Raw genomic sequence first — 26,109 nt, 5'->3', positions numbered from 1 at the left:
GGCTCATTGTCGACCTTCGGCCAGGTGACCTTCGGCGGAACACGAACCTCGTTGCCCGACGGCGGCGCGCCCGCCAGCCTGGACGCATGACTCTCCAGGCGATCGAGCAGGCGACGCTGCCGCACGGCAACTTCGAGGGATACCTCCACGGTTCGGAGGTGTCCGTGATCTTCGAGCGGGTGGCCCAGGACGGTACGGGTCCCCGACTGCACCGGCACCCTTACTCCGAGACGTTCGTGATCCGGTCCGGCCGGGTTCTGTTCACCGTTGACGGCAGGGAGTTCGAGGCCGTCGGCGGCCAGATCCTCGTGGTCGAGGCGATGGTGCCGCACAAGTTCAAGACCGTCGGCGCGGATCTCTACGAGGCGATCCACGTCCACGCGAACGACCGGTTCGTGACGGAGTGGCTGGAGTAACGGCCGGCTGGAGGCGTCGCCATCAGCGCACTGCCGCGGTCGACGTCGACCTCAACTGACGTAGGGCTCTGTTGAGCTCAGGCCGTGGTCGATGCGGCGACGGAGGGCTGGGTGGATCGGGTAGTCGTCAAGGTCTGCGGGGGCGATCCACCGCACTTCTGCGGCTTCGGAGGGCTCGGGTGTGATCTGTCCGCCGATCAGGCGGGCGCGCAGGCAGATGTTGATGGGTTGGCGCACCTCGTCGACCTTGTCGCCGTGCAGGTACACGATGACGTGGTCCGGGGTGGAGAACACCCCGACCAGGCCGGTGACCTCAACTTCGAGGCCGGTCTCTTCGAGGCATTCGCGCACGCCTGCCTGCCCGACGGTCTCGCCCTTCTTGACTCCGCCGGTGGGGATGGTCCACAGGTCGTTGTCGACCCGCTTGAGCAGCAACAGATGTCCGTCGTCGTTGCGCACGAAGACCGAGGCTGAAGTCTTGCGGCTGGTGGGTTTGGGCGCGGCAGGGTCATGCCAGTAGCCGATCCGACGGGTGCTCATTCGGTTACTAGCCGCCGGAACTGCAGCTCGTACAGGTGGGCTCCCTTGACCAGCACGGATGCTTCGACAGGTCGGTCGTCGTCGGAGAGCACCACGCGGAGCTGGCGGATCACCGGGGTGCGTACGGGGAGGTCGAGCGTCTCGACCTCGTCGCGGGTCGGTGGCCTCGCGGAGACGCGGTCGACGAACGCGCGCGGAGGCATACCCAGGTCGGCGAGGATCTTGGGTGCGCCGCCCGGGATCTTGCCGGATGCGGCGAGCCGCGTGCCCTCTGCGAAACTCGACGGGTAGTACGAGGCCGATAGTTCAAGAGGCTGTCCGTCGTGCAGCAGGATCCTGCGGCGGCGCACGGCTTGCTCTCCGTCGGTGAGGCGCAAGGCGGTGGCGACGTCGGCTGGCGGAGCGACGATCCCGACGTCGAGAAGCTGGTAGGAGAACGAGCCGTCGGGTGGCAGGTAGGCGCCAGTGTCGATGACCAGCGGCGGCTGGTTGCGGACGTAGACACCCTTGCCGACGCGGCTATCAAGGAAGCCCTCGTCCTTGAGGGACTTCAGCGCGCGCTGGACCGTGGCGTTTGCCGCGTCGAACCGGTCCATGAGCTGAGCGGTCGAGGGAAGTTGAGCGCCCGGTGCCAGGTCGCCGCTGAGGATCTGCTCGCGCAGTTCGGCGGCAACCTGCTCGTGGCGAGGCCGCTGGTCAGCGCCTCGGGGCATGGCCCGCTCCCGCTCGTGCGCCATGGTTCACGGAGTGATCTCGTAGCGCAGGCGGCGGGACTCAGCGGGTGAGGTCATCACACTAACTTCCACGGGCAGATCGTCGTCGGACAGGATCACGCGGAAGATCTCGACGACGGCGGCGGGAAGAGCGAGGCCGAACTTCTGAGCCTCGTCCGAGGTCGCGAGGCGGGCGGTGACGTCCTCGACGACGCGCCGGGGCGGGTGGCCGAGGGAGGCCAGGTGCGCGACGGCGCCACCGGGGATCTTGCTCATCTCGGCCAGGCGGGTGCCGTGGGCGATCGAGGCCGGGTAGTAGGAGTCGACCAGCTCAACCGGACGCTCATCGAGGAGCATCACGCGTGAGCGAAGCACTGCTTGTTCGCCCGGCTGGAGTCCCAGTGCGTCGGCGACGGGCTCGGGGGCGGGTTGTTCGCTGACGGTCACCAGCCGCTGCGTGCCCTTGCCGCCCTGGGCCTTGGCTTCGGCAGCCCAGGCATCACCAGGCTCACCGGTGACATACGGCAGCGACACGCTGGTCCACTGCTCGTGGCCGCTCATTCTGGGTTGCTCCTCTGCTCCGGTTCTCACGTGCTCCGGCCTGCGCGAAGAGCCGGCGCGCACTCACTCTACGTGGCCGAGCGCTGATACCTGTCCACCTCGTCGTGTCGCCATCCTTGATGCCTTACTCAAAACGCAGTAAGGTTTGATCTGCGGAAGTACTCCACTTTCTGGCGACGTGGCCGATGGGAGCCGCGGAACTAGACAGATCGATGGCAACGAACAGTCAGCCATGGGCAGAGGGGGAAGTGATGGGGACTGGGCTTCAGCACCATGACCATGGGGCGGTCCGATGAGAACTGCGACATCGACGACCACCCGAAAACTGATCGCCCTCGATATCGACGGCACACTCCTGGGCCGGGACCGGAGGATCCCCACCGGGACCGTCGACGCCCTGGACCTGGTGCGCGCAGCCGGGCACGAGGCAGTTCTCGCGACGGGCAGGTCCTTGGTCGGTCTGATGCCGGTGGCGATCCGGCTCGGTCTGGTCGAGGGGTACGCAGTGTCCTCCAACGGATCCATGACCGTCCGCCTGGAACCCGCGGTCCCGGCGGGGTACGTGATCGAGGACGCCCGCCGATTCGATCCCAGCCATGTCATCCACCGCGTCCTGGCCATGGCACCGCGGGCCCACGTTGGCGTCGAGGACGTCGGCTGGGGCTGGGCCGTGAACCGTGTGTTCCCTGCAGGGCTGCTCAACGGCGAACAGAAGCAAACACCGGTCACCGACCTGTGCGCCGCGCCCGCGACCCGGGTCGCGGTGCACGCCCCCGGCATCGGCCGCCACCTCGACACGCTCCGCGCTACCGGAGCGACCGTCACCCCCGCTGGTCCCGACTGGGCGGATGTGACAGCGCCCAGGACGAGCAAGGCCACCGCCCTGGAACAACTCCGCACCCGCCTCGGCATCCCACCTGCGGCCACGGTCGCGGTGGGCGACGGCGCCAACGACGTCGACATGTTTCGGTGGGCTGCCCGCGCCGTCGCGATGGGTCACGCCCAGCAGAGCGTGCGTGATGCGGCCGACGAGGTCACCGGCACCATCGCCCAGCAGGGCGCCGTCGCCGTCCTCCACTCGTTGCTCCCCGCCGGTGTCGACACGACGGCGATATCCCGGCTGGCAGCCCAGCTCAAGACTGCCGTCCACACCGCACCCGGCTCCGGCGTCGTACTGCGGGTATGGCACGGCCCCCGGGCCGAGCTGAGCCGTTGCGAGGTCTGGAGTCTCCGGGACGGCACCTGGGTTCGGCACGCGCCGGTACCCACCGGGACCGGAGCCACCATGCGGGGAATAGAGAACGCCGCCAGGGACGCCGGACTGACGTATCCCAGGGGTGACGAAGGACGCCGTCGGGCCCACTGGAGAGCCAGCCTCGCAGACACCGGACCAGCCGGGTTCGAGCTACCGCTCACCCGCTGAGCGCCGGATGATCAACTTGCCCCGGTGACCGGTGCGGCGACCTCGCTCGGCTCGGGCGCCCGTCCCTTCAGCAGGCTGCGCAGGGTGATCGGGCCGGCCACCGCGACGAAGACCGCAAGCACCGCGGGTACCAGCAGGCCGGCGGTCAGGCCGGCGGCCTCGCCGATGTACCCGATCGCTGCCGGGCCGAGCAGCAGGCCGGCGGATCCGGAGATCGAGATCAGCGCGATGTTCGACGACGATCCGCCGGCCTCGCCGACGGCGCTGAACAGCACCGGGACGATCAGCGCTATGCCACTGCCCGCCAGGATCCAGCCCGCCCAGGCGAGGGGAAGTCCGCCCACCGAGCCGGAGACGAGGACCAGGGCGTAGCCCGCGGCGGCGAGCGTTCCCGCGCACAGCATGGCGCGTCCGGGCCCGAGCCGGGACCGGATCGGGTCACCCAGGAACCGGAAGACGGTCATCGCACAGGCGAACACCGTGTACGACAGTGGCGCGAGCACGTCGTCCGCATGCAGGACACGGGCAGCGTGCAGGTTGGCCCAGTCGATCGCGCCGGACTCGACGAGGTGACCGCCGAGCCCGAGGACGAACATCGCGCCGAGCGCGACGGCGCCGATCCGGACGGCCCTCGCCGGCGCGCCCGTTCCGCCGTCCTGCGCCGGGGCGGGCGGTGGGGGCAGCAGCGGACGGGTGAAGGCCGCGAATGCAACGGCGCAGGCCACCGCGGCGATCACGAGCATCGCCTGGTTCCCCAGCCCGAGCGTGAGCCCGATGGAGGTGAGCGCACCGGCGATGGCGCCGCCCAGGCTCCAGAAGCCGTGGAAGGACGAGACGATCGGCCGCTTGTAGTAGCGCTCGAGCTCGACGGAGTGGGCGTTGAGGCCCACCTCGACGAAGCCGACGCCGACGCCGTACAGCGCGCCGCAGATCATGAGGGTCTCGTAGCTCGGTGCGAGGGCAGGAGCGATGAGCACCAGCTGCGTCGCGGGACCGGTCCAGCGCAGCAGGCCTCGGGTCGTGATCCGGTCGGCGATCCGGCCGGCCGCGAACATCGTGACCAGCCCGACCACCTGGATGAGCAGGAGCAGCATGCCGAGGCGGGCCTCGCCGAGGCCGAGCCGGCCGTCCACCGACGGGAGGGCGGCCGCCCACGCGCCCATGACGAAGCCGGAGGTGGCGAAGGTGCCGAACACTCCGATGCGGGCGCGGCGCAGCGCCACGTTGTCGGGATTCATATCCATCCTTGGGGTCAGATCATTTTGTTCTCGGCGAGAACCTAATAGCCCGGATCTGGTGGCGTCAAATTTGTCCTCGCCGGGCACATAAGGTGCGACATGCGGGACGCGGGCCGGAATAATGCCGGGTATGCAGCAGCTGAAGACGAGCGCCGACCTCCGCGTCCACAACCAGGCGCGGCTGCTGCGCGCGGTCCACGACGCCGACGAGCCGCTCACCCGCGCCGCCGCCGCGCGCCTGCTGGGGATCGGCCGCAACACCGCGGCAGCGCTCGTCGGCGAGCTGGAGGCAGCTCGGCTGCTGCACGAGGTAGGCGCCGAGAGCACCGGTCGCGGCCGGCCGACGACCCTGCTGCTCGCCCACCCCGAGGGCCCGGTGGTCCTCGCCGCCGATGTCCGGGAGGACTCCTGGACCCTCGCGCGGATCGAGCTCGGGGGGCAGCTGACGGAGCTGGAGTCCGGTGAGCACGACCGGACGCCCGCAGTGTTCGACGAGATCCGTCGGGCGACGCTGCGGCATTCCGACGACCGGCTCGCCTCGCTCGGCATCGCCGTCGCCGGGCCGGTCCGGGGCGGCCGTCGCCTGCACATCTCGCACCTCGGCTGGGACGAGGTGGACCTCGACGAGCACATCGGCGCCGGGTGGGCGCCGACGGTGGTGGACAACGACGCCAGGCTCGCCGGGCTCGCCGAGGCTCGGCGCGGCGCCCTGCGCGGGACCGGGACTGCCCTGCACTTCCACATCGACTTCGACATCGGCGGGACCCTGCTGCTGGCCGGGGACGCCCAGCGCGGCGCGCACAACATCGCCGGGGAGTTCGGGCACATGCCGCTCACCGGCTCCGGGCTGCGCTGCATGTGCGGCGTCAAGGGCTGCTGGAGCCTGGACGTGGGCACGAACGCGCTGGTGCGGCGGTTCGGGACGGAGCCAGGGCACGCGGCCGGGCGGGAGCTGGGGCGTCAGGTCCTGGCCCGCGCCGAGGCCGGAGAGGCCGAGGCCGGCCGGGCGGTCGACGACAACGCCGCTGCCCTGGGGCGAGGGCTCGGCGCCCTGGCCAATGCCCTCGACCCCGAGGCGATCACGCTCTCCGGACTCGGCGTGGAGCTGGTCCGGCTGCGGCGCGGCCTGATCGAAGAGGCCTGCGCCGACGGGCTGATGGAGTTCAGACGTGCCCGACCGCCCCGCATCCTGGCGGCGACGGTAGGCGACCTCGGCCCGCTGCGTGGCGCTGCCGAGATCGCCTTCGACGCGATCCTGAACCCCGAGTGGCTACGGGAGCGGCTCTGAGGTCGGCAGGTCGCGAGTCAGCACGTAGCCTGCAGCATCCCCACGAAGAGCTCGCTCGGGTCGTACAGCGGCTCGTCCGTCAGCACGGGGAAGACGAGGTCCCGCCCGGTGATGCCGAGGGACACCTGCCGCGCGCCGTCGGGCGACGTCAGGTTGATCGAGATGGTGCCGAACGACGCGCCGTCGTGACCGTAGAGCCAGCCGTCGGGGACGCACGGGTCCGGGACACGGTAGACGCCCAGGCCGTACTCGGGGGCGTCCGCCTGGCCCAGGGTGCGGGGCTCCAGCATGTCGGCGGTGGTCTCCGCATCGACCAGCCGGCCCGTGACCAGGGCCTCGGTGAAGTCGGCGAGGTCCTCGGTGGTGCTGGTGACCGCGCCTGCGGCGTCGAACAGGCTCGGGTCGAAGTGATCGAGGTCGTACCAGCCGGCCTCCGCCGGGCCCGTGTACGCCGACTCGTGGAGGAACGGGCCGCGCACGCCCGGGTCGTCCGGGTAGGCGCTCTGCCACATCCGTGCCGGGGCGAACACCCGGTGCTCCAGCAGGCGCTCGACGCTGCGCCCGGTGACCTCCTCCAGCATCATGCCGAGCACCACGTAGCCGGCGTTCGAGTAGGAGTAGGCGGCCCCCGGCTCGTTCACCCACGGCGCGGACTGCAGTGCCTCGACGTGGTCGGCGTCCGTGACCTCCTGGCCCATCACCGCGAACACCGAGTCGAACGACGACGGGTCCGCCGCGCGCGAGGTGAGGATCCAGTCGGTGGCGGTGGGGGCGCCCGAGCGGTGGCTCAGCAGCTGCTCGATGGTCACGCCTGCGGGCATGACGCCGGGCAGCACGTCCTCGACTGGCGTGTCGAGGGTCCAGGTGCCCTTCTCGACCTCCTGCATCACGAGCGTCGCGATCATCGGCTTGGTGTTGCTCGCCACCCGGAACGGGTCGGACGGCCGGGCCTTCGCCCGACCCTCGCGCTCCCGGGTCCCCGCTGATCCGCTCCAGGTCCGCGCCCCCTTCTCGACGCGCGCCGTCACGGCGATCGCCCCGTCCGCCACGAGGTCGTCGAGGGCGGCGTCGAGGGCGGCGCCGGCCGGTGCGTTCGCGCCTCGCGCAAGGGTCCGGTTCGTGGCGACCTCGCGCTGGGCCTGGCGGGCTGCGTCGGCCACCATCGTGGACACGGTGTCGGGGACGACGGCAGCGACGGCGGGGGCCGGCCGGTCGGTGTCCACTGCGTGCGCGGAGCCTGCGACGACCAGCGGTGCCGCGAGCGCCAGCGCCGCGCTCAGGGCGAGCGTCGCCCGGCGGGTTGTGCGTTCCATGGGAGTCTCCTTCGTCTGGGCTGTGCTCCCATCCTGTCGGCGGACCCCTTCGCGCGGATCACCCGCCGGGTGGATATGGCTCCCACCTGGGGCGGAGTGCCCTCAAGCGGACACCGACCGGGCAGACGTGCCAGACTCCGGGCGTGACCGAACCAGCCGCCGATGTCTCCTCCCGGCGTGTCTTCGAGGCCGAGCCGCACCTGACGACGGCGGACTACCGCGAGGGCCTGCTGCGGCTCCCCCTGCTGTGGGCGTTCCACGGGCTCGCCGCGCTCGTCCTGCTCGCCGCTCTCACGCTGACCTACCTCGGCAGCGAGTCCGGGGACGACGAGTACCGGCTCGCGACCGGATGGCTGCCTCTCATCGGACTGAGCATCGTGATCGGGTGGATCCCGGACCTGCTCGCCTGGCGCATGGCGCGCACCTCCCCGCTGCGGCACGGTGCCACGGTCCGGCTCGACGCCGAGCGGATCGCCTGCACCAGCCAGGAGACGTCGGTGTCCTACGGCTGGCTCCTGGTCCGTAGGGCCGTCGAGACCCGGTCGAGGTTCCACCTCGTCGTCGGCCAGGGCCTGTCGACTGCGGTCTGCATCCTGCCGAAGCAGATGTTCCCGCTCGAGGACCACGAGGCGATCCGCGAGCTCATCCGGGACAAGGTCGGCAGCCTCCGCCCACGCTGACCTGCTACAGCCGGTCCGCGATGACCTCCAGCAGGGACTTGCCCTCCACGCCCATCAGGTCGAGCGCCTGCGTGCGGCACGAGAAGCCGTCGGCCAGGTAGGTGGTCCCGGGGGCGGCCTCGCGCAGCGCGGGCAGCAGCGCGTTCTCCGCGACCGCCACCGACGTCTCGTAGTGGCCCTTCTGCATGCCGAAGTTGCCGGCCAGGCCGCAGCAGCCCGCGAGGACCTCGACCTTCGCCCCGCCCTTCTCGAGCAGGTTCCGGTCCGCCTCGAACCCCATCACCGAGTGCTGGTGGCAGTGCGGCTGCACGACGGCGGAGACATCCGCCAGTGACGGCATCTCCCACTGGTCCGGCACGTCGTCAGAGGTCAGCAGCTCCGCCGCCGTCCGCGTCATGCGGGCGACCGCCTGGGCGCGCGGGTCGTCCGGGAACAGGTCGAGCAGGTCGGAGCGCAGCACCGCCGTGCAGGACGGCTCCAGCCCCATGATCGGGATGCCGTTCACCGCGTAGGGCCCGAGCACCTCGAGCAGCTTGAGGAGCCGGCGCCGGGCGCCGTCGAGCTGACCGGTCGAGATCCAGGTAAGGCCGCAGCACGCCTGCTCGTCCGGGACGATCACGGAGTACCCGGCCTTGGTCAGCACCTTCACCGCCGCCTGCGGGACGGAGGGGGAAAGGGTGTCGCTGAACGAGTCGGTCCAGAGCACCACCTTGGGCTTGGTGGCGAGCCGCGCCGCCGTGGCGCCCTCGCGGCCCGGCACGCCGAGCCCGTCGTCGGTCACCACCGGCAGCCCCGGGACGCCGTGCGTCGCGCCGCCGCGTGCCCACCACTGCCGGAACGGGACCTCGGCGAACTTCGGCATCGACCGCCGGGTGTCCATGCCGCCCGCCCACAGCACCGCCTTGCCTATCCACTTCACGCCCAGCAGGCCGTTGACCAGCTCGGGGACCGCCCCGGCGAGCCGGGCCCAGCGCGGCAGCCAGCCGAGGGCGTAGTGGTCGACCGGCCGCAGCTTGCCGCGGTAGGTCCGGTACAGGACCTCCGACTTGTACTGCGCCATGTCGACGCCCGCCGGGCAGTCGCTCGAGCACGCCTTGCAGGACAGGCACAGGTCCAGCGACTCGCGCACCTCGGGCGCCGCGAGACCCCCGACGAGGGTCCCGTTCACCGCCTCCTGCAGCACGCGGGCGCGCCCACGCGTCACGTCCTTCTCGTCCTTCGTGGCCTGGTAGCTCGGGCACATAAAATCGCCCGACACATTGTTCGATGCAGTGGTGTCCACGCGACATTTCCCCACGCCCACGCAGCGGTGCACGGCCGTCGACAGGTCGTTGTGGTCGTGCGCGAAGGAGAACCCCTCGTAGCCGGCCTTGCGCCGGACGCCGTGCCCCGAACCCTTGCCCGCCAGCGGCAGCTTGGTCCGCACCGGCGCGGCCTGGGGGCGGCGCAGATCGTCGTCCACGGCCCGCGGCCGCACGACGACGCCCGGGTTCAGCAGGTCCTTCGGGTCGAACAGGGCCTTGAACCGCTCCATCAGCGCTATCGCCTCGGGCGAGTAGATGAGCGGCAGCAGCTCGGAGCGGGCGCGCCCGTCCCCGTGCTCGCCGGACAGCGACCCGCCATAGCTCGCGACAAGCTCCGCCGCCTCGATCATGAAGGTGCGCAGCACCGATCCCGACGTCTCCAGCGGGATGTCGATCCGCAGGTGCACGCAGCCGTCGCCGAAGTGCCCGTAGGGCAGGCCGTCGACGCCGTAGCGGTCCATGAGCGCCTGCAGGTCACGCAGGTACGGGCCCAGCTTCTCGGGCGGCACCGCCGAGTCCTCCCAGCCCGGCCACGCCTGCTCCCCCGCGGGCGTGCGGCCGGCGAGCCCGGCGCCGTCGGCCCGGATCTGCCACATCTTGGTGGCGTCCGAGCCCGCGGGCAGCACCACGGAGTCCAGCGCCGTCGCCGCCGAGACGATGGCGTCCGCGCGCCCCAGGGCCTCGGCCTGCGACGAGCCACCGACCTCGATCATGAGCCACCCCGCGCCGTCGGGCAGCGCCGGGACTGACTCCGCGCCCTTGGCACGCCGTACGACGTCGACCAGGCGCGCGTCCAGCCCCTCGATCGCGAGCGGCTTGTGGCCGAGGAGCCGAGGCACGTCGTCCGCGGCGGTGGGCATGTCGGGGTAGCCGAGGACGACGAGGGTGGGTGCGCCCGGCGTCTCCACCAGGTTGAGCTCTGCCTCCAGGACCGTGACGAGCGTGCCCTCCGTACCCACCAGGGCGCGGGCGAGGTTCGAGCCCTTCTCGGGCAGGAGGTGCTCCAGCGAGTAGCCCGAGACCTGCCGGCCGAACCGGCCGAACTCGGTGCGGATCAGCGCCAGGTTCTCCGCGACGAGCTCCTTGAGGCCGGGCACGTCGACGAACTCCGGGTCGCCGGAGCCCGCGGTGAACCGGCGTCCGGCGCCGTCGATCACGTCGAGCGAGACCACGTTGTCGGCGGTGCGCCCGTAGGCGACGGCGTGCGGGCCGCACGCGTTGTTGCCGATCATGCCGCCGAGGGTCGCGCGGTTCTGGGTGCTCGGGTCGGGCCCGAAGCGCAGCCCGTGGGCCTTGGCCTCCCCTTGCAGGGTGGACATGATGGTGCCCGGCTGGACCCGCGCCGTGCGAAGCTCCGGGTCGATGCTCAGCACCCGGTTGAGGTTGCGCCCCAGGTCGAGCACGACGCCGGGCCCCACCGAGTTGCCCGCGACGGACGTGCCCGCGCCGCGTGCGGTGATCGGGACCTTGAGCTCGCGCAGCACCTCGAGCGCGGCGACGACGTCGTCGACCGTCTCAGGGAAGACCACACCCTCGGGGACCACCCGGTAGTTGGACGCGTCGGTGGAGTACTCGGCGCGCCGGCGCGTGCTGATGTCGACGGCGCCGTCCATGGCCGTGCGCAGCGCGTCGGCGACCGCCTCACGCGCGGCCTCGGCGGCGTGGTCCGCCTCGCGGCGCGCGGCCTTGCGCCGCTCCTCGCTCTCGGCGCGGCGGCGTTCCGCCTCCTCGGCGGCACGGACCTCGGCCTTCTCGCGGGCCGCGCGGGCGGCCTCGGCGGCGTCAGCGGTGTGGCCCGTCGAGCGGTGCGCAGCGCGTTCGTCGTCGTTCATACCGTTCCGGGACGGGGCGTCGTGAGTCTGCGAGGGCACCTCGCGATTCTCGCACCACGAGGCGGCGGATCGCGCCAGGCGTTCACGGACGACGCTCCCCTCGCTGGTCGAGCGTGTCGAGACCCAATGCTCTCGACACGCTCGACCAGCGGGAAGGCTCCAGCAGGAGGGTCAGCCCTCGAAGGTGACGTCAATCGTGATCGCGTCGACGCCCGTGAGGGCCTTCGAGATCGGGCAGCCGGCCTTGGCGGCCTCTGCGGCGGCCTTGAAGCCGGCCTCGTCGATGCCCGTCGCGAACCCGCGTACCGTCAGGGCGCTCTTGGTGATGCGGACGCCGCCGGCCGGGTCCGGCCCCAGGGTCACGTCGGCCGTGACCTCGATCTGCTCCGGCGTGGCGCCTGCCCCGCCAAGCTCGTTCGTGAACGCCATGGTGAAGCACGACGAGTGCGACGCCGCGAGGAGCTCCTCGGGGCTGGTGACGCCGGCGGCCTGGTCGGCGATACGCGCCGGCCAGGAGACGTCGTACGTCCCTACGCCCGACGACGACAGCTCGACCTGTCCCGACCCCTCCGTGAAGGTGCCGTTCCAAGCGGTGCGGGCGGTACGTGTTGCCATGGTGCGCTCCTTGTATGACGAGAAGTGTTCTCAACTGACGTCCTGCGTTCGCGACCCTACCGGGCAAGCACTCTCGTCACGGTGCGAAGTCAAGGACCTCATCATCAACCGCCAGGACGGTCCAGCCGTTGCCTTCAGCGTCCCTGAGCTCGTACGCGGGCACGTCCAGAACGGCAGCTCCGGACAGCGTGTAGCGCACCTCCGTGAGAGCCGCCCCGACGATCGTCACGTCCTCGACGGGCCACGCGATGGGGCCGCCCGGCACGGGCGTCGCCGCCAGTGGACCCGCCTCCTGCTGAGGCGGTTCCTGAGAGGTCCGGCCCAGCACCGCGCCGGCGAATCTCGGGTCGCCCAGCCGCTCGACGGCCTCCACCTCGCTGATCACGGGGTAGGAGCCGAGGCTCTCGCCGGACGGCCCGGCCACCCGCACCTCGGCAGTCGTCGGCGCGTCCGACAGCCCGGCGCCGGCATGGAACACGAGCCCGGTCGCCGTCGGCAGGTCACCGCCCGCGCCGAGCGACTCCAGGACCTGGTCCTCCGCCTTGCTCTCGCGACTGGCCGTGCCCTCGTCCGTCTCGGCCATGACCGACGGCTCGTCGGGGGCGCTCTCTGCGCCCCCCTCTGGCGCCGTCTCCGACGCCTGGATGGGAGCGGCCCCAGACTCCCCAGCCAGGTAACCGCCCCCACCCGCCGCGACGATGCCGGCCACCGCGGCCGCGACCAGCCACGGCGTCCGACGCCGGTAGCGCCGCAGCGCGAGCTCGTCGCCCTGTTCGCGCCCGGCGGGCTGCGTCTGCGTGGTGCCGGGCCGCGTGGTGCCGGGCTGCCCTGCCTCGGGCTGCTCGGCGATCAGCGCGTCGACCTTGGCCCGGAGCACGCCCTGGACCGGATCGGGCGCATGCTTCGCGGGGTCCGCCGCCATCAGGCGGTCGAACGCCGGGTCCGCCTGCCGTTCGTGCTCGTTCATCGCCGTCCCTCCGTGCAGTGCTCGGCTGCGCACCGCGCACACCCTGTACATGTGCTCATGCGTCCACCGCTTGCTCGTGGGCGTCCCACGCGTCGCGAAGCCGTGCCCGCGCGCGGGACAACGCCGCATCGGCGCCGCCGCGGGAGACCCCGAGCACCCCGGCGAGATCGTCCCCGGACAGCCCGTCCCAGGCGACGAGCAGGAGGATGCGCCGGTCGCGCGGGGAGAGCCTGGACAGGACCTGCCGGACGGCGTCGTCGGTGACGGCGAAGGTCGCGGGGTCCACGTCGTCCGGCTCGTCGGGCACGACCGCGACGGGCAGCGCCCGCATCTTGCGCCGGTGGTTCGCCAGCACGTAGCCGGCCGTCCGGTACATCCACGGCAGCTCGGCGCCGTCCGGGACGTCGTCGCGACGGCGCCACGCGGTGGCGAGCACCTCGGCGGCGAGGTCCTCGGCGTCGGAGGTACGGCCGCCGTCGGGCAGCCTGCGGATGAAGTAGGAGTAGAGGGCGCGCGAGTGCGCGTCGAAGAGTGCGCTGAACCAGGCCTCGTCGTGCGGAAGCCGTTCGTGCGGCAGATCGTCCTGCGGGGCGCCGGGGCTGTCGTCCACCCCCACACTCTGTCGTGGCCGCGGGGTTCCTTGCACCCGCGCCGCACAACAAAACGGTCTCGACAGGCTCGACCACCGTTGGTCGAGCCTGTCGAGACCGTCTGGCCCCGTTGGCGGAGCCTGTCGAGACCCCGCGTCAGCAGACGCCCAGGTCCTGCCACACCCCCCACTCGGACGGCGCGGGCGCCTCGCCCTGCGTCCACCACTTGGCGCGCCACTCGTGGCCGTTGTGCGAAACCGTGTTGCCGCCCACGTAGACGGCCGACGCGCTCCATGCCGCCGCCGTGCACTCCTCGACCGGCGGGTCGGTCGGGTCCGGCGGGTCCGTCGGGTCCGGGGGATCGGTCGGGTCCGTCGGACCGCCGCCCTCCACCGGGCCCGGCGTGCCGGTACCGAGCACGCCCTGCAGCGCACCGGTCAGGGTGCCGGACCGGTCACCCGACAGGTCCCACCACATGGCCCCGCCCAGGCCCTCTGCCCGGATGTAGTTGGCCTTGGCCCTGATGGACTGCTCGTTGTCGTACGACCACCAGTTGTTGCCGTCGTGCCGCCAGGCGGCCCCGAGTGCGGCGTCGTAGTACCCGGTCCCGACGTTCTTGATCACGTCGTAGTCGTTGATGCCCGCCTCGTACTGCCCGGAGGCGGCACCGGTCGCGGTACCCCACGCGTCGGACGACGGGGCGCCGGTCCAGCCGCGCCCGTACATCGCGAGGCCGAGGCCGAGCTGTGCCGGGTCGATGCCCGCGTCCGTGTACGACTGCACCGCGAGGTCGACGCTGAATTGCCGTGCGAGCGGCCGCGGGTCCTCGGAGTCGTGGTGGAGGTTGCCCTGGTGACCGGTCAGCGCCGGGTCCCAGGCACCGTGCAGGTCATAGCCCTGGACGTTGCCGAAGTCGAGGTAGTTGAAGATCTCGGGGTCGTTCCAGCCACCGGCCGTGATGTCAGCGGGGTTGGCGGGGAGGAACGCGGAGAGCTCGTAGTCCTTGCCCGTCTGAGCGCTGAGCGCGTCGAGCTGCTCGCGGAACTCGGCGAGCAGAAGCTTGAAGTTGCGCTTGTCGTTCACCGGATCGACGTGGTTGCCCTCGGCGCCGTTCGGCGAGCCCGGCCACTCCCAGTCGATGTCGAACCCGTCGAAGACTCCTGCGGCGGCACCGGCGCCGCCGCGGCCGTCGATGACCGGCAGGTTGCCCTTGATGAACATGTTGATGCAGCTCGACACGAGCTTCTCGCGCGAGGCGTCCGTCTTGGCCGCGAGCGAGAAGTTCTTGGACCAGGTCCACCCGCCCATCGACATCATGACCTTGAGGTCGGGGTGCTTCGCCTTGAGCTGCTTGAGCTGGTTGAACGATCCCGCCAGCGGCTGGTCCCAGGAGTCGGCGGTGCCGGAGACCGAGTTGGCCGCCGTGTAGCCCATGCCGTAGTCGGCGTAGGCGTCGCCCGCGCCGTCGGAGCCGTTGGGCCCGGGGCTCTGCGCCTTGTTCGCCTCGAAGCACTCGAGGTTCTGGTGGTGGATGTTCGCGAAGGCGTAGTTGATGTGGGTCAGCTCGTCGGCCACGCCTGACGTGTCGATCTGCTTGACCTGGTAGCCGCGCCCGTACACACCCCACTGGGCGAAGTAGCCGACGCTGCGGAAGCCGTTGATGGCGGAGGTGCCGGCGGCGGAGGCGGCCTCGTTCTCCGCGGCGTTCGCGTCGCGGAGGCCGATGCCGGTCACGGCGGCGGAGGCCGCCACGGCGAGCGCGGCCACCCCCGCGAGGATTCGTCGGCCCGTCCTGCTGATGCCTGACGGCGATTCGTACGTCGAGTCCATCGTCTTCCCTCTCCTGGTCCGGTCGTCTTCGATCGGTGACGGCGGGTCACGCTAAGTCGCGCTTCGTTAAAAGTAAGGAAACCTGCGTTAATGGGAAATAAGGGAATTCCACACGATGGGACTACGTAGTGGAACCGCGCGAACCGCACGAGGTTGTTACTGGGTGAAACCTTCGCCTCCGAAACAACCTCGTGCGGTATCAGGTACCTCGCCGTCTGGGCGGGGCAGCATGGCAGGTCAGGCGGCGGTTCGCAGCAAAAGTCGTGACCTCAGGTTGATGCGGGTGAAACGTTCGGAGGCCATACTTGCGAGCACCGTGAACGAATCCGGGAGGGTCGACGATGACCGCGCTGCCGCAGCAAGTCGTATTTCCGCTCCCCCTTGGCGACCGCACAGTGGCACCCCACGTCGCGTGCGAGCTCAGCCGAGTGGTGGGTGACGAACCTGGATGTGTGGACCAGACAGCCCGGATGCTCGACGACGAGCATCTCCTCGGGACGGCGCTGATGCCGGACCCGCTACCTGCCGCGCGCGCTGTCCGCGAGGCGGTAGGCCCGCTCGGCCTGGACGACGACGCACGCCGGGTCCTGCTCGTCGCCGCCGTCGCCGTGGTGGACCGCACCGAGGTGCTGCTCGCCGCGTCGGGCATCAACATAGACACGCTCATGGCCGGACCGGCCGGCCGGCACCTGCACCTGGTGGGCGGCCGGTTCCGGTTCCACCACCCGCGCATCCGCTCGATAGTCCACGAGGACGCCGACCTCGCGACCCGCACCGCCGCCCACGGGGCCCTGGCGAAGGTGCACCGCAGAGCCGACGAACCGCTCATCGCCATGTGGCACACGGCGCTCAGCACGCTCGCGGGTGATCCCCTGCTCGCGGACGGGCTGGTCGAGCTCGCCGAGCAGCATCTCGCGCGCGGCGACGTCCACCGCGCCCACGAGGTGGCCCGTGAGGCCGCCAGTCACGGCACCGACAAGGTGCGCGCACGCGCCTTCGCGGTCGCCGGCCGCGCGGCACTCTGGGCGGGGCACGTGCACGACGCCGTCGTGCACCTCCGCCGCGCCGCCCATGCCGCGGGCACCGGCCCCACCACCGAAGGGGCGCCCGACGCCGCACGCCCGCTCGGCATCGCGCTCGCCCTCCTGGACGGCCGGCCCGACGCGGTGGTCCCTGGCGACGCCTGCGGCGCCGACCGTGCGGCGATCGCGGCCGCGCGCAAGACGATGCGCATGCTCGACGGCGCCCCCGGTGAGGCCGCGACGATCCTCGGCGAGGTCGCGGAGCTGGCTCCCGCACGTCCGCCCAGCTGGTGGTTCGACGGGCCCTCCGATGCCATGACGCCGCTCGCGGAGGCGCACCTGCGCGTCGCGCAGTCGTACCTCGCGCTGCGCCTCGGCGACATCACCGGCGCGGCATCGGTGCTCGACGACGCCGTCGAACGCCTGCCCGTTGCCCTCGCCTTCGGTGGGCTCGGGATAGCGCTGGCACGCCGCCTCGACCTGGTCCGGGAGGGGCACCTGAGCCGGCCGACCGCCGCGCTCGAGGCCTCGGTGCCCGGCCAGGTGGCGCCCGTCGTGCGGGCCGCGACGTTGGGCGACCGCGCCCAGACCGCAGTGTTCAACGGCCGCTGGGTCGAGGCGGCAACCCTGCTCGGGCTCGCGGCAGAACGCGGCGGGGACGAGCTGCGCCGGCTCTGGCTGCCCACCCCGGACCCGGTGGAGCTGCTCGTGCTCGCGGGCCAGGACCGGGCAGCCCGGCACTCGCACGAGCGCCTGCGGCTCCACGTCCTGCCGACGGCGGGTCCGGAGTCGGCGGGCGGTTTCTCCGGCGGGCCGACACGGCGCCGTCGGCTAGACCTGGCGCGGGCCGAGCTCGCCCTCGCGGACGCCTCCGGCGTCAACCGGGCGCGTGAACGGGCCGTCGAGGCGTCGCTGCGGGTCGGCTCGACGTTCGAGCGCGGCCTCACCGAGCTGGTCGCGGCCCGGGCATACGCACGCCTCGGTCTGCCCGGGGACGCTGCGGCGCACCTGCTCGGAGCCCACGAGCTGTTCGAGGAGTCCGGGGCGAAGGCCTGGGAGCACGTCGCCGAGCAGGCGCTGAAGACGCCTGGCTTTGTGCCCGCGGGCGCGAGCGAGACCGCGGGCCGGGCGCCTGACGAAACGACGGACGAGTCTGCCACCGCAGGCGGCCGGGACGAGCTGTGCGGGCAGTGGGACGGCCTGCTCACCGAACGCGAGCTCGACGTGGCGCGGCTGGTGGTGCAGGGCCGGACGAACCGGCAGGTCGCCGCGAACCTCTACGTGTCGGTCCGCACCGTCGAGGTGCACCTCGGGCGGGTCTTCCGCAAGCTCGGGGTGCGCTCCCGCACGGAGCTGGCGGTGCTGGCGCTCCGCGGCTGAGCCGGAGGTGCAGCGCAGGGTGGAGGCCGAGGAACGAGGCATCCGCCCGGAGCGGAACCGCAGACTCAGCCGCGCAACGACACAGCGGCTGAGCCGCTACGCGCCCGGTCAGGCCTCGACGAGGATCGTGACCGGGCCGTCGTTGACCAGCTCCACCTGCATGTCGGCGCCGAAGCGTCCGGTCTCGACGGTCAGGCCACGCTCGCGCAGCGCGGCGACGACGGCGTCCACCAGCGGCTCCGCCACCGGCCCGGGCGCCGCCTGGACCCAGGTCGGGCGGCGCCCCTTGCGGGCGTCGCCGTAGAGCGTGAACTGGCTGACGACGAGCACGGGCGCGCCGACGTCGGCCACGGACTTCTCGTCACGCAGGATCCGCAGCTCGGCGATCTTGCGGGCGATCGTCTCGACCTGGGCGGGGCCGTCGTCGTGCGTGACGCCGACCAGCGCCATGACGCCCGGCTTGTCGATGGCGCCGACCACCTCGCCGTCGACGGTCACCGAGGCGCGCGTGACGCGCTGCAGGACCGCCCTCATCGACGGCCCTCGTACGCGTCGGCGAAGACCGCTCGGACCTCTCCGACCGAACGCCCGCCGCCGAGCACCGGCACGCGGCCGAGCCCGTCGAGGCCGCCCGGGTACACACCGGGCAGGCTTGACGCACCCGCTGCGCGCAGGGCGGCGGCGAGGATCGCCGGACGGGCCCGTGCGGAGCCGTCGAGCACCTTGAACGCGATGGCGGAGCCGTCGGGCAGGCCGGCGGCGTAGACGCCCTCGGCGCCGTCCTTCGCGACGAGGCCCGGCACCGCCTCCATCGCGAGCGTGGCGTCGCGGCCGGTGCCGCCCACCATGTCGGGGTGCGCGGAGAGCGCACGGCCGACGCGTGCCTCGTGGGAGATGACGTCGACGGTGGGCGCGGCACCCAGGGTCGAGAACGCGCGGGCCAGGCCGAGCAGCGTCGTCGAGAACAGGGGTGCGCCGCAGCCGTCGACGGTGGTGTGCATGACCACCTCGGCGTCGCCGGTCAGCTCGAGGATGGTCGAGCGGATCGCCCGCTGCAGCGGATGCTCGGGCGACAGGTAGGTCTCGATGTCCCAGCCCTGCGCGAGGCAGGTGACGAGCATCGCGGCGTGCTTGCCCGAACAGTTCTGCGCGAGCGACGCCGGACCCGGTCCGCCGCCCAGCGGCGCCAGGTGCCACTCGAGCGCGGCCGGCGGGTAGAGCGGCAGGTCAGGTGTGTTCTGCAGCGCGCCGGTGCCGAGGCCCCTCGAGGCGAGGATCTGCAGCACGCCCTCCAGGTGGAACTGCTCGCCGTTGTGGCTGGCCGCGGCCAGCGCCAGCAGGCGGTCCGGCAGCTCCAGGCCGGCGCGCAGCATCGCCACGAGCTGCAGCGGCTTGAGCGACGACCGCGCCCAGATCTGCGTGGTCGGGTTGCCCACCTGGACCACCGGCCGGCCGGCCGGGTCGAGCACCACGAGGTGCCCGAGGTGCACGGACTCGACGAGGTCGCCGCGGATCACCTCGGCCAGCGGCGCCGCGTCGTCGAACACGCTGCCCGACGACGTCCGGCCGGTGCGGGCCATCGGTGACGCCACTCGCCCGGTCTCCATGGGCGCTGTCACCAGCCGCCCTGCGGGCCACGGGGCCGGTTGCGCGCGCTGTACGGCAGCAGCCGGGGACGCAGGCTCACCCAGTAGATGATCGCCGGCGCCACCGCGATGATGTTGAGGAAGGAGCCGAACATGAACCCGCCCTGGAGCCAGCCCTGCGGCAGCCCGAGGAAACCGAGTGCGGCGGCGACACCAAGGATCGCCAGCCAGCCGACCTTGGGCAACCGCCCTTCGGCCCGGAAGCCCTTGTCCGGTCGGCGTGCGGCGTCGATCAGCGCGACGACCTGCACGACAAAGACCACCAGCGCGAGTGCGGCCATGACGAACCACTGCAAGAATCCCACGCCGAGAGCCTACGGCACCGACCGGTGTCCCGACCCGGACCTTCGCCGCTGATCAGTCCTGGGCGGCGTGCTGAGCGCCGAACAGCATGGTGGCGAGCATCAGCATGAACACCGCCCAGCCGAGCAGGCCGGGCAGCCAGACCCAGGTCCAGCCGAGGGTCAGGCCGACGATCAGGACCGCGGCGCCGGTCAGGCTCCAGACCACTGCCGTGTAGATGCCGAACCGCGCGGCCGCTGCAGGGTCCCGTTCGAAGCGGTTCCCGGCCTCCACGTGACGGCGTGCCATCAACTACCTGACCACAACGAACTCTGTGCACAGAGCTGTGGATAACTTGCCGCTACAGCTCCGGCAGCGCGTCCCGGGCCTCGCCCGGGGAGGCGCCCGCGGCCTCCAGCGTGTCGACGACGGGCGAGCGCAGCAGCATCACCAGCGACTGCACCTGCCAGTCGCCCTCGCCGACGGTCCGCGGGTCCACCCGTGCAGCGACGGCGGTCAGGGCGTCGCGTCCGCGCTTGCCGTCATCACCCGAGCCGACGTCGGACGCGAGCTGCCGCACGCCGGTCGCGAAGCCCTCGACGAGCTCCGCGACCGGCTCGACGTCGTGGTCGGCCTCGATGACGGGGAGCACGCGGCGCGCCAGGACCCGCACCGAGCGCATGGTCCGGTCCACGAGCACCGCCTGCTCCTCCAGCCGGGCGAGCTCCGCGCGATGCATCCGCCCCACGGAGATCCGCGCCAGCTCGCGCGCCCCGCGCGCGGCCTCCTGCCACTCGGCGAGCACGGGCTCGGAGGCCCGGCCGCGTACGAGGGCGGCCTGGACGTCGTCGGCGTCGCGCGAGCGCAGGCCACGAGCCAGCGTCTCCAGGGTCTCGGCGAGCTCGGTCACCGCCTGTTCGGCCAGGGCCCGCGGACGGCGCCGGGTGTCGCCAGGCGTGAGCAGCGCGACGAGGAGGGCTATGGCGCCGCCGACCAGGGCGTCCGTCCAGCGCCCGAGCGGCCCGCCGGAGACCGACGGCAGGCCCACCACGATGATCGCCTGCACCCCGGCCTGCGTGACCAGCAGGGCTCCCCGGTCGATGAACCGAGCGGCGATCGCGGAGATGAACAGGACCAGCGAGAGCTGCCACCAGCCCGACCCGATCAGGTGCACGATCAGGTCGCCCATGGCGACACCGACCGCCACGCCCACGGCCATCTCGGACACCCGGCGGACGTCCCGCTGCGCGGAGAAGCCGAGGAGGACCCACGCCGCGACGGGCGCGAAGAAGGGCTGTTCGTGCCCCAGCAGGTACCGCGCGACCAGGTAGGCGGCACCGGCGGCGAGCGAGGCCTGGGCGATCGGGATCAGGCCCGCCCGCGCGCGTGTCCAACCCTGGCGCAGCCTCGTGCGCAGCATGAGCGTGCGCATGGCCTTGCGCCACATCTCGTCGGCCGAGCCGGGCAGCGAGCTCACTCGGGCTAGATGAGGCTGCCCGGACCGCGGAGGCCACGGGTCAGCGGTCCGTGCGACTCCGGTCGGTCGACCGAGACGCCGTCGCCGGGAACCACTATCTCCTGGGCCGCCGACACCTCGAGGATCTGGCCGGAGACCTCCCCCGCCACCATGAGCTCGACCTCCTCGGGCACGTTGCGCTTGAGCACGGCGAGGCCGATGGGTCCCAGCTCGTGGTGCCGGGCCATCGAGGTGAGCGTGCCCACCACCTTGCCGGTTCCGCCGTCCGACGCCGGGAGGCGCACCTCCGCACCGGGCTCGGGGAGCAGGTGCTGGGAGCCGTCGAGGTGCAGCATGACCAGCCGGCGCGGCGGCCGGCCGAGGTTGTGCACGCGGGCGACGGTCTCCTGGCCGCGGTAGCAGCCCTTGTTGATGTGGACGGCGGTCCGCAGCCAGTCCAGCTCGTGCGGGATGGTGCGGGCGTCGACGTCGCGCGCGTACCGCGGGCGCCACGCCTCGACCCGGAGGGCCTCGGTGGCCCAGGTGCCGGCGAGCGGCCAGCCGGCCGCCTCACGCGCCGCGACCTCGGCGTCCAGGTCCGCACGCGGCACCAGCACGAGCCGCCACGGGCGCTCCGCACCGGGGTGCTCGGACTCGGGCGGGCCGTAGCGCGTGCCACCGGCCAGGACGTTCGGCCAGGCGTCGTGCCAGGTCACCGGCTCACCCTCGACACCTTCCGCGGCGACGGGCTCGCCGATCGCCGCCCACTCGTCGGTGACGTCGGCGACCTCGACGCGGAGCGTGAACCGCATCCGGTCGAGCCAGCCGGCCAGGCCGGGCGCCGACTCGCGCTCGGTGATCAGCCACGTGGCCTCGCCGTCGTCCACGACGCCCGCCGCATGCTCGATGTGACCCTGCGGCGAGAGGACCAGCAGCTCCGTGCTGGTCCGGGGGGCCAGGCCCTCCAGCTGCTGCGAGGTGATCGAGTGCAGCCACTTCAGCCGGTCCGGGCCGGCGACCCGGACGATCCCGAGGTGCGACTGGTCGACCACCGCCCCGCCGCGCGACAGCGCGCGCTGCTCGGCCGTCGGGTCGCCGTAGTGCCAGGCGATTCCGGCGTCGGGACCGGATGCGGCGACCGCGCCGTGGCGGCTCAACAGGGGGCTCTCGTAATCCATGCTCACCTCAGGTGCAGCGTTGTGGGCGGACGAGGCATTCCCCGTCCGCGTTGTCACTGCCGGTTGTCACTGCCGGTTGTCACTGCCGGTTGTCACTGCCGGTTGTCACTGCCGGTTGTCACTGCCGGTCCAGCTCCGCCGACGCGTACGAGCGCATGGGCTCACCGAACGCGGCGAGCTCCTCCACCCAGAGCAGGCGACCCTGCACCAGGCCGTACAGCCGCTTCGACGCACGCACCTCGGACGCCGTCGACGTCCGCGCGATGGCGTCCGAAGCCAGGTCGATCCGTCCGTTGCCCGCGGCGCCGACGTAGACCGTTATGCGCCCGGAGGCGTCGGCGACGAGCACCTCGAGCGCGTGCTTGTCCTCCTCGAGGCCGTCGGGGCGGTCGGTGGACACGCGCCAGTAGCCGGTCTCGGTGGACCAGACGGTGCCTGCCGGGTCCGGCACGGGGGCCGGCCACTCGCCGTCGTCGGGCAGCTTGTCCGGGACCGTCTCGTCCAGCACCCGCAGCGTGGACTCGAACCGCACGTACGGGCCGCCGTCGTGGTCGAAGACCAGGTCCTGCACGAACGTCTTCTTGCCGATGCCCGGGTACTCGATCACGCCCTCGCCGCGCCACCGGCCCACCAGCCAGGCCAGCGGGTACACGTCGGGCGAGAGGCCGTCAGGGAAGGTGAACGTCATCAGCGCTGGCCGGTGTACAGCTTGTAGACGACGTAGCCGGCGAACCAGGTGACCGTGACGGCGACGGCGACGATGAGGCCGGTGAAGATGAGCTCAAGGGCATGGATCGACATGCCGTCGATCCTAACGGTCGACCGCTTACAGTCAGCGGCATGCGCCAGCTCGTGATCAAGACCACTGCAGGCCTGGACCGGCCCGAGGCCACCAACCAGGCATTCACCGTCGCGGCCGCCGCCGTGGCGTCCGGGGCCGAGGTGAGCCTCTGGCTCACCGGGGAGTCGGCGTGGTTCGCGCTGCCCGGCCGCGCGGCCGACCTCGCGCTCGAGCACGCGACGCCGCTGCCCGACCTGCTGGAGGCCGTCCTGGCCGGGGGAACCGTGACGCTCTGCACCCAGTGCGCCGCGCGCCGGGACATCACCGAGGCGGACGTGCTGCCCGGCGTCCGGATCGCGGGCGCGGCCCTCTTCACGGAGGAGATCCTGCGCGACGGAGCCCAGGCGCTCGTCTACTGAGCGGCCTGGGCTCCGAACCGATGCTTCGATCAGGCGCGGACCAGGCCCGCCCGACGCAGCAGCAGGTACATCTCGCACCCGAGGCACAGGCCGACGACGGCGTTGAGCGCCGCTGCGACGAACGCCACCGCTGCCGCGATCGGGACAGCGGGAAGTACGCCAAAGAACCCGAGGATCACGCCTACCGCGGTGACGAAGAGGCCGACTCCCTGCGCGAAGCGCGGCGGACGCCGGTCCTCCATCTCCGCGGGCGGGCCCAGCCGCGGCCGGACGAACTTCTTGAACAGCATGCCCTGCCACGAGCCCTCGGCTCCGCGCAGCGTGCCGAGCAGGAAGCTCAGCATGATGAACGTCAGCAGCCACAGACCGGCGGGGCTCGGGCCGAGCAGCACCACGGCTGCCAGCAGTACCGCCGTGATGCTTGCCCCTACGCGCGGTCCGCGCGGGTCGATCCCCTTGTTCATGCTCATGACTGCCCTTCCCCGTCCGCTTCGGCCGCCGCAGTGGGGACCCGGTTGAGTGCCTGACGTGCCTGCGTGTCGGAGACTACGCCGCTCATGCGGGCCACCTCGCGGCCGCCGCCGTCGACCACGAGCACGGTGGGCGTGCGGAGCACACCCAGGCTGCGCACGAGGTCGAGGTGGTCGTCCACGAGCAGCTCGCGGTGCCCGACGCCGGAGCTCGAGCCGGTGAGCCCTCCGAGCACCCGTGAGGTGGACCGGCACGCGGCACACACCTCGGCGGAGAACTGCACGAACGTCACCCGGTCCGCGAGCGCGACCCCGGCCGACGCCCAGTCGATGCCGGCCGGCGCCTGCCGGGGTGCGCGCACGGCACCCTGACGTGCCGACCACCACACTCCGAGAGCTGCGGTACCCAGCACGAGCACGACCAGCGCGACCACTTGTCCCAACAACATTTAACCCACGATGCCGTGTGTTGCTCGTCCAGACAAGTCCTCACCTGCAATGACACCTGTCACATTGCGTGCAGGCTCGCTTCTCGCGGGTTCGCGCGCGTGATTTCCTTGGCACCGCCCCCGCCCGAAGCAGTATTTCTCGTGCCGAAATGCCTACCAAGCCCATGTCGCCCCGGTGGTAACGTGCATGTATCCGCATATATGGGAGAATTTGCTAAGATGGAAGTTTTGCCAACACGTACCTGGAACGGAATCACCATTCCGGCGGCCGGGAAGTACGCGCTCGACCAGAACCACAAGCGGCTCGGCTTTCTCGCCATGCACATGATGGTCAGCCCCGTCCGCGGCGAGTTCGCCGAGGGCGAGGCGACGGTGGTCGTGGCCGACGACCCGCTGATGTCCCAGGTCAGCTGCACGATCCAGGCGGCGTCCATCGGCACCCACGTGCCCGACCGCGACGCGCACCTGTCGGGCCCCGACTTCCTGGACGTCGAGAACCACGCCACCATCGAGTTCCGCAGCACCGGCTTCCGGATGCGGACGCAGGTGGACCCGATCTTCTCGTGGGCGCGGCTCAAGGCGGGCACCGCGGGACGCCGTCCGCACGACCCGGACCAGCCCGACGGCTCCTTCACGAAGTTCGTCATGGACGGTCTGCTCACGGTGCGCGGCGTCACCCGCCCGGTCTCGCTCGAGTGCGAGTTCGGCGGCGTGGGGCACGACCCCTACGGCCAGGACATCTTCGGGTTCCACGGCAGCTGCGACATCGACCGCGAGGAGTGGGGCCTGCTCTGGAACGTCGCGCTCGAGGCCGGCGGCGTCCTGGTCGCCAGGAAGGTCCGCATCGAGATCGCCGGCGAGATGATCCGTCAGTCCTGATCCGTCAGTCCTAGAGGATCACCATCCGGCCCACGACGAACACGAAGATGCCGCAGACCGCCACGGGCAGCGCGCTCGCCGTGAGCCCGGCGAGCCGCGCACCGCGGGCGGGCAGCCGTTCGAGCAGCAGGTGCAGCGCACCGACCACTACACCTGCGACGAGCCCGCACCACAGGCCGCTCACTGTGTCGATGTCCGGCAGCAGCGTCGCCGCGGCCCCGCCCACCAGCACCGCGGCGACCGCGGAGATCCCCAGCGCCACCCAGCCGCGGACCGGCAGGGCCGCGACGGCAGCCGCGACCGCCAGGGCGACCGCGCTCGTCACCACCAGCGTGGCGCCGGCGTCAGACCGTGCGGCGGCGATCCAGCCGGAGGTCGCGATGGCGGCGACGACGCCGGCGACCGTGCCCGATACCGACTCGGTCAGCTGCGGGCGGCCGTCGCGGCGCAGCATCTGTGCGATGAACGAGAGCACCACCGCACCGGCCAGGACCGTCGGCAGGTGCCGCAGCACCGGCTCCCCCTGGGTGAAATACGTGGCGGCCGCTCCGCCGGTGCCGCAGAGCGCCACGACCAACCGTGTACTTCCGGCCGCGGGCAGCCGCAGCAGGGACGGCCAGCCCAGCGCGACGAGAACCACCAGGACCACCACCGCCGCCACGAGGGGCAGCGGCCGGGGCTGGACGTAGGACGCAGCGGCGACGAGGGCTGCGAGCGCAGCGGTCGTCACGGCGCGGGTGGAGACGGACACGACACCGAGTTTTCCAGAGTCTGTCCGTGTTCCTTCAATCTGGCTCCGAGAGAGTCTCGAAAGAGTCTCCGGACGAGCCTCCGAAC

General features: G+C 71.8%; 27 protein-coding genes. 7 read left to right on the top strand and 20 right to left on the bottom strand.

Features of this window, described 5'->3' with window-relative positions; all coding sequences use genetic code 11:
- Nucleotides 1-86: 86 nt before the first annotated feature.
- Nucleotides 87-416, top strand: coding sequence for a cupin domain-containing protein (locus AB0F70_RS17410; protein WP_357450639.1), 330 nt, complete (start codon nt 87-89; stop codon nt 414-416).
- 51 nt (nt 417-467) lie between these two features.
- Here AB0F70_RS17410 and AB0F70_RS17405 read toward each other — a convergent pair whose 3' ends face one another.
- From AB0F70_RS17405 to AB0F70_RS17395, 3 genes are read right to left on the bottom strand one after another with little or no spacing between them, the layout of a single operon-like run.
- Entirely contained in the window at nt 468-956 is a 489-nt protein-coding gene (locus AB0F70_RS17405; RefSeq protein ID WP_357450636.1) for an NUDIX domain-containing protein, read from the bottom strand.
- Nucleotides 953-1,669: a GntR family transcriptional regulator gene (locus AB0F70_RS17400; RefSeq protein WP_357450634.1), complete on the bottom strand. Its 717-nt coding sequence runs from the start codon at nt 1,667-1,669 to the stop codon at nt 953-955. The genes AB0F70_RS17405 and AB0F70_RS17400 overlap by 4 nt, the downstream gene beginning before the upstream one ends.
- A 27-nt stretch (nt 1,670-1,696) precedes the next feature.
- Nucleotides 1,697-2,230, bottom strand: coding sequence for a UTRA domain-containing protein (locus tag AB0F70_RS17395; protein ID WP_357450631.1), 534 nt, complete (start codon nt 2,228-2,230; stop codon nt 1,697-1,699).
- A 292-nt stretch (nt 2,231-2,522) separates the two neighbouring features.
- Here AB0F70_RS17395 and AB0F70_RS17390 point away from each other — a divergent pair, with 292 nt between their 5' ends.
- The gene (locus AB0F70_RS17390; RefSeq protein ID WP_357450628.1) at nt 2,523-3,653 is read left to right on the top strand and encodes an HAD family hydrolase; all 1,131 of its coding nucleotides are present in this window, start codon (nt 2,523-2,525) and stop codon (nt 3,651-3,653) included.
- Between the two features lie 11 nt (nt 3,654-3,664).
- Here AB0F70_RS17390 and AB0F70_RS17385 read toward each other — a convergent pair whose 3' ends face one another.
- Nucleotides 3,665-4,891, bottom strand: a complete 1,227-nt coding sequence (locus AB0F70_RS17385; protein WP_357450626.1) for an MFS transporter — start codon at nt 4,889-4,891, stop codon at nt 3,665-3,667.
- A gap of 130 nt (nt 4,892-5,021) precedes the next feature.
- On the opposite strand from AB0F70_RS17385, the gene AB0F70_RS17380 reads away from it, so the two are divergent.
- Entirely contained in the window at nt 5,022-6,179 is a 1,158-nt protein-coding gene (locus AB0F70_RS17380) for an ROK family protein (RefSeq protein WP_357450623.1), read from the top strand.
- A 17-nt stretch (nt 6,180-6,196) separates the two neighbouring features.
- Here the strand turns inward: AB0F70_RS17380 and AB0F70_RS17375 are convergent, their stop codons facing one another.
- A complete protein-coding gene (locus AB0F70_RS17375) occupies nt 6,197-7,492 on the bottom strand; it encodes a serine hydrolase domain-containing protein (protein ID WP_357450620.1) in 1,296 nt (431 codons plus the stop codon).
- A 143-nt stretch (nt 7,493-7,635) separates the two neighbouring features.
- Here AB0F70_RS17375 and AB0F70_RS17370 point away from each other — a divergent pair, with 143 nt between their 5' ends.
- Nucleotides 7,636-8,172 carry a hypothetical protein gene (locus tag AB0F70_RS17370; RefSeq protein ID WP_357450617.1) on the top strand — a complete coding sequence of 179 codons (537 nt, stop codon included), beginning with the start codon at nt 7,636-7,638 and terminating at the stop codon, nt 8,170-8,172.
- A gap of 4 nt (nt 8,173-8,176) precedes the next feature.
- Here the strand turns inward: AB0F70_RS17370 and AB0F70_RS17365 are convergent, their stop codons facing one another.
- The 5 genes from AB0F70_RS17365 to AB0F70_RS17345 all read right to left on the bottom strand — a co-directional run bounded on the left by AB0F70_RS17365 (nt 8,177) and on the right by AB0F70_RS17345 (nt 15,310).
- Nucleotides 8,177-11,089, bottom strand: coding sequence for an FAD-linked oxidase C-terminal domain-containing protein (locus tag AB0F70_RS17365; protein ID WP_357450814.1), 2,913 nt, complete (start codon nt 11,087-11,089; stop codon nt 8,177-8,179).
- Between the two features lie 390 nt (nt 11,090-11,479).
- Nucleotides 11,480-11,923: an OsmC family peroxiredoxin gene (locus AB0F70_RS17360; RefSeq protein WP_357450614.1), complete on the bottom strand. Its 444-nt coding sequence runs from the start codon at nt 11,921-11,923 to the stop codon at nt 11,480-11,482.
- A gap of 76 nt (nt 11,924-11,999) precedes the next feature.
- Nucleotides 12,000-12,890, bottom strand: a complete 891-nt coding sequence (locus AB0F70_RS17355) for a hypothetical protein (protein ID WP_357450611.1) — start codon at nt 12,888-12,890, stop codon at nt 12,000-12,002.
- A 55-nt stretch (nt 12,891-12,945) separates the two neighbouring features.
- Nucleotides 12,946-13,500, bottom strand: coding sequence for a sigma-70 family RNA polymerase sigma factor (locus AB0F70_RS17350; RefSeq protein WP_357450608.1), 555 nt, complete (start codon nt 13,498-13,500; stop codon nt 12,946-12,948).
- 136 nt (nt 13,501-13,636) lie between these two features.
- Complete coding sequence (locus AB0F70_RS17345; protein WP_357450604.1) at nt 13,637-15,310, bottom strand: glycosyl hydrolase family 18 protein; 1,674 nt, start codon at nt 15,308-15,310, stop codon at nt 13,637-13,639.
- A 452-nt stretch (nt 15,311-15,762) separates the two neighbouring features.
- Here AB0F70_RS17345 and AB0F70_RS17340 point away from each other — a divergent pair, with 452 nt between their 5' ends.
- Nucleotides 15,763-17,712: a LuxR C-terminal-related transcriptional regulator gene (locus AB0F70_RS17340; protein ID WP_357450601.1), complete on the top strand. Its 1,950-nt coding sequence runs from the start codon at nt 15,763-15,765 to the stop codon at nt 17,710-17,712.
- Nucleotides 17,713-17,820: 108 nt separating this feature from the next.
- Here the strand turns inward: AB0F70_RS17340 and dtd are convergent, their stop codons facing one another.
- From dtd to AB0F70_RS17305, 7 genes are all read right to left on the bottom strand, one after another.
- A complete protein-coding gene (gene dtd / locus AB0F70_RS17335; protein WP_357450598.1) occupies nt 17,821-18,246 on the bottom strand; it encodes a D-aminoacyl-tRNA deacylase in 426 nt (141 codons plus the stop codon).
- Entirely contained in the window at nt 18,243-19,292 is a 1,050-nt protein-coding gene (locus AB0F70_RS17330) for an asparaginase (RefSeq protein ID WP_357450810.1), read from the bottom strand. The genes dtd and AB0F70_RS17330 overlap by 4 nt, the downstream gene beginning before the upstream one ends.
- A gap of 35 nt (nt 19,293-19,327) precedes the next feature.
- Nucleotides 19,328-19,663 (bottom strand): DUF2516 family protein, encoded by a 336-nt coding sequence (locus tag AB0F70_RS17325; RefSeq protein ID WP_357450595.1) that lies wholly within the window; start codon nt 19,661-19,663, stop codon nt 19,328-19,330.
- Between the two features lie 52 nt (nt 19,664-19,715).
- Complete coding sequence (locus tag AB0F70_RS17320; protein WP_357450592.1) at nt 19,716-19,949, bottom strand: hypothetical protein; 234 nt, start codon at nt 19,947-19,949, stop codon at nt 19,716-19,718.
- A gap of 52 nt (nt 19,950-20,001) precedes the next feature.
- Nucleotides 20,002-21,117: an FUSC family protein gene (locus AB0F70_RS17315; protein ID WP_357450589.1), complete on the bottom strand. Its 1,116-nt coding sequence runs from the start codon at nt 21,115-21,117 to the stop codon at nt 20,002-20,004.
- A 5-nt stretch (nt 21,118-21,122) separates the two neighbouring features.
- The gene (locus tag AB0F70_RS17310) at nt 21,123-22,274 is read right to left on the bottom strand and encodes a folate-binding protein (protein ID WP_357450585.1); all 1,152 of its coding nucleotides are present in this window, start codon (nt 22,272-22,274) and stop codon (nt 21,123-21,125) included.
- A 118-nt stretch (nt 22,275-22,392) separates the two neighbouring features.
- A complete protein-coding gene (locus AB0F70_RS17305) occupies nt 22,393-22,962 on the bottom strand; it encodes an FABP family protein (protein ID WP_357450582.1) in 570 nt (189 codons plus the stop codon).
- Nucleotides 22,963-23,114: 152 nt separating this feature from the next.
- Here AB0F70_RS17305 and AB0F70_RS17300 point away from each other — a divergent pair, with 152 nt between their 5' ends.
- Complete coding sequence (locus tag AB0F70_RS17300) at nt 23,115-23,474, top strand: DsrE family protein (protein ID WP_357450579.1); 360 nt, start codon at nt 23,115-23,117, stop codon at nt 23,472-23,474.
- A gap of 29 nt (nt 23,475-23,503) precedes the next feature.
- Here the strand turns inward: AB0F70_RS17300 and AB0F70_RS17295 are convergent, their stop codons facing one another.
- Complete coding sequence (locus AB0F70_RS17295; protein WP_357450576.1) at nt 23,504-23,944, bottom strand: DUF4395 domain-containing protein; 441 nt, start codon at nt 23,942-23,944, stop codon at nt 23,504-23,506.
- Nucleotides 23,941-24,393 (bottom strand): thioredoxin family protein, encoded by a 453-nt coding sequence (locus tag AB0F70_RS17290; protein WP_357450573.1) that lies wholly within the window; start codon nt 24,391-24,393, stop codon nt 23,941-23,943. Before AB0F70_RS17290 ends, AB0F70_RS17295 begins: the two co-directional genes overlap by 4 nt.
- Nucleotides 24,394-24,612: 219 nt before the next feature.
- Between AB0F70_RS17290 and AB0F70_RS17285 the strand changes: the two genes are divergently transcribed.
- Entirely contained in the window at nt 24,613-25,272 is a 660-nt protein-coding gene (locus AB0F70_RS17285; RefSeq protein ID WP_357450570.1) for a YceI family protein, read from the top strand.
- Nucleotides 25,273-25,282: 10 nt separating this feature from the next.
- On the opposite strand, the gene AB0F70_RS17280 is transcribed toward AB0F70_RS17285, so the two are convergent.
- The gene (locus tag AB0F70_RS17280; RefSeq protein ID WP_357450567.1) at nt 25,283-26,023 is read right to left on the bottom strand and encodes a hypothetical protein; all 741 of its coding nucleotides are present in this window, start codon (nt 26,021-26,023) and stop codon (nt 25,283-25,285) included.
- Between the last annotated feature and the right edge of the window lie 86 nt (nt 26,024-26,109).

Origin of the sequence: Promicromonospora sp. NPDC023805 (assembly GCF_040639635.1) — a bacterium.
In the GTDB taxonomy this organism is placed as follows: domain Bacteria; phylum Actinomycetota; class Actinomycetes; order Actinomycetales; family Cellulomonadaceae; genus Promicromonospora.
This window is presented reverse-complemented; position numbering and strand designations above follow the sequence as displayed.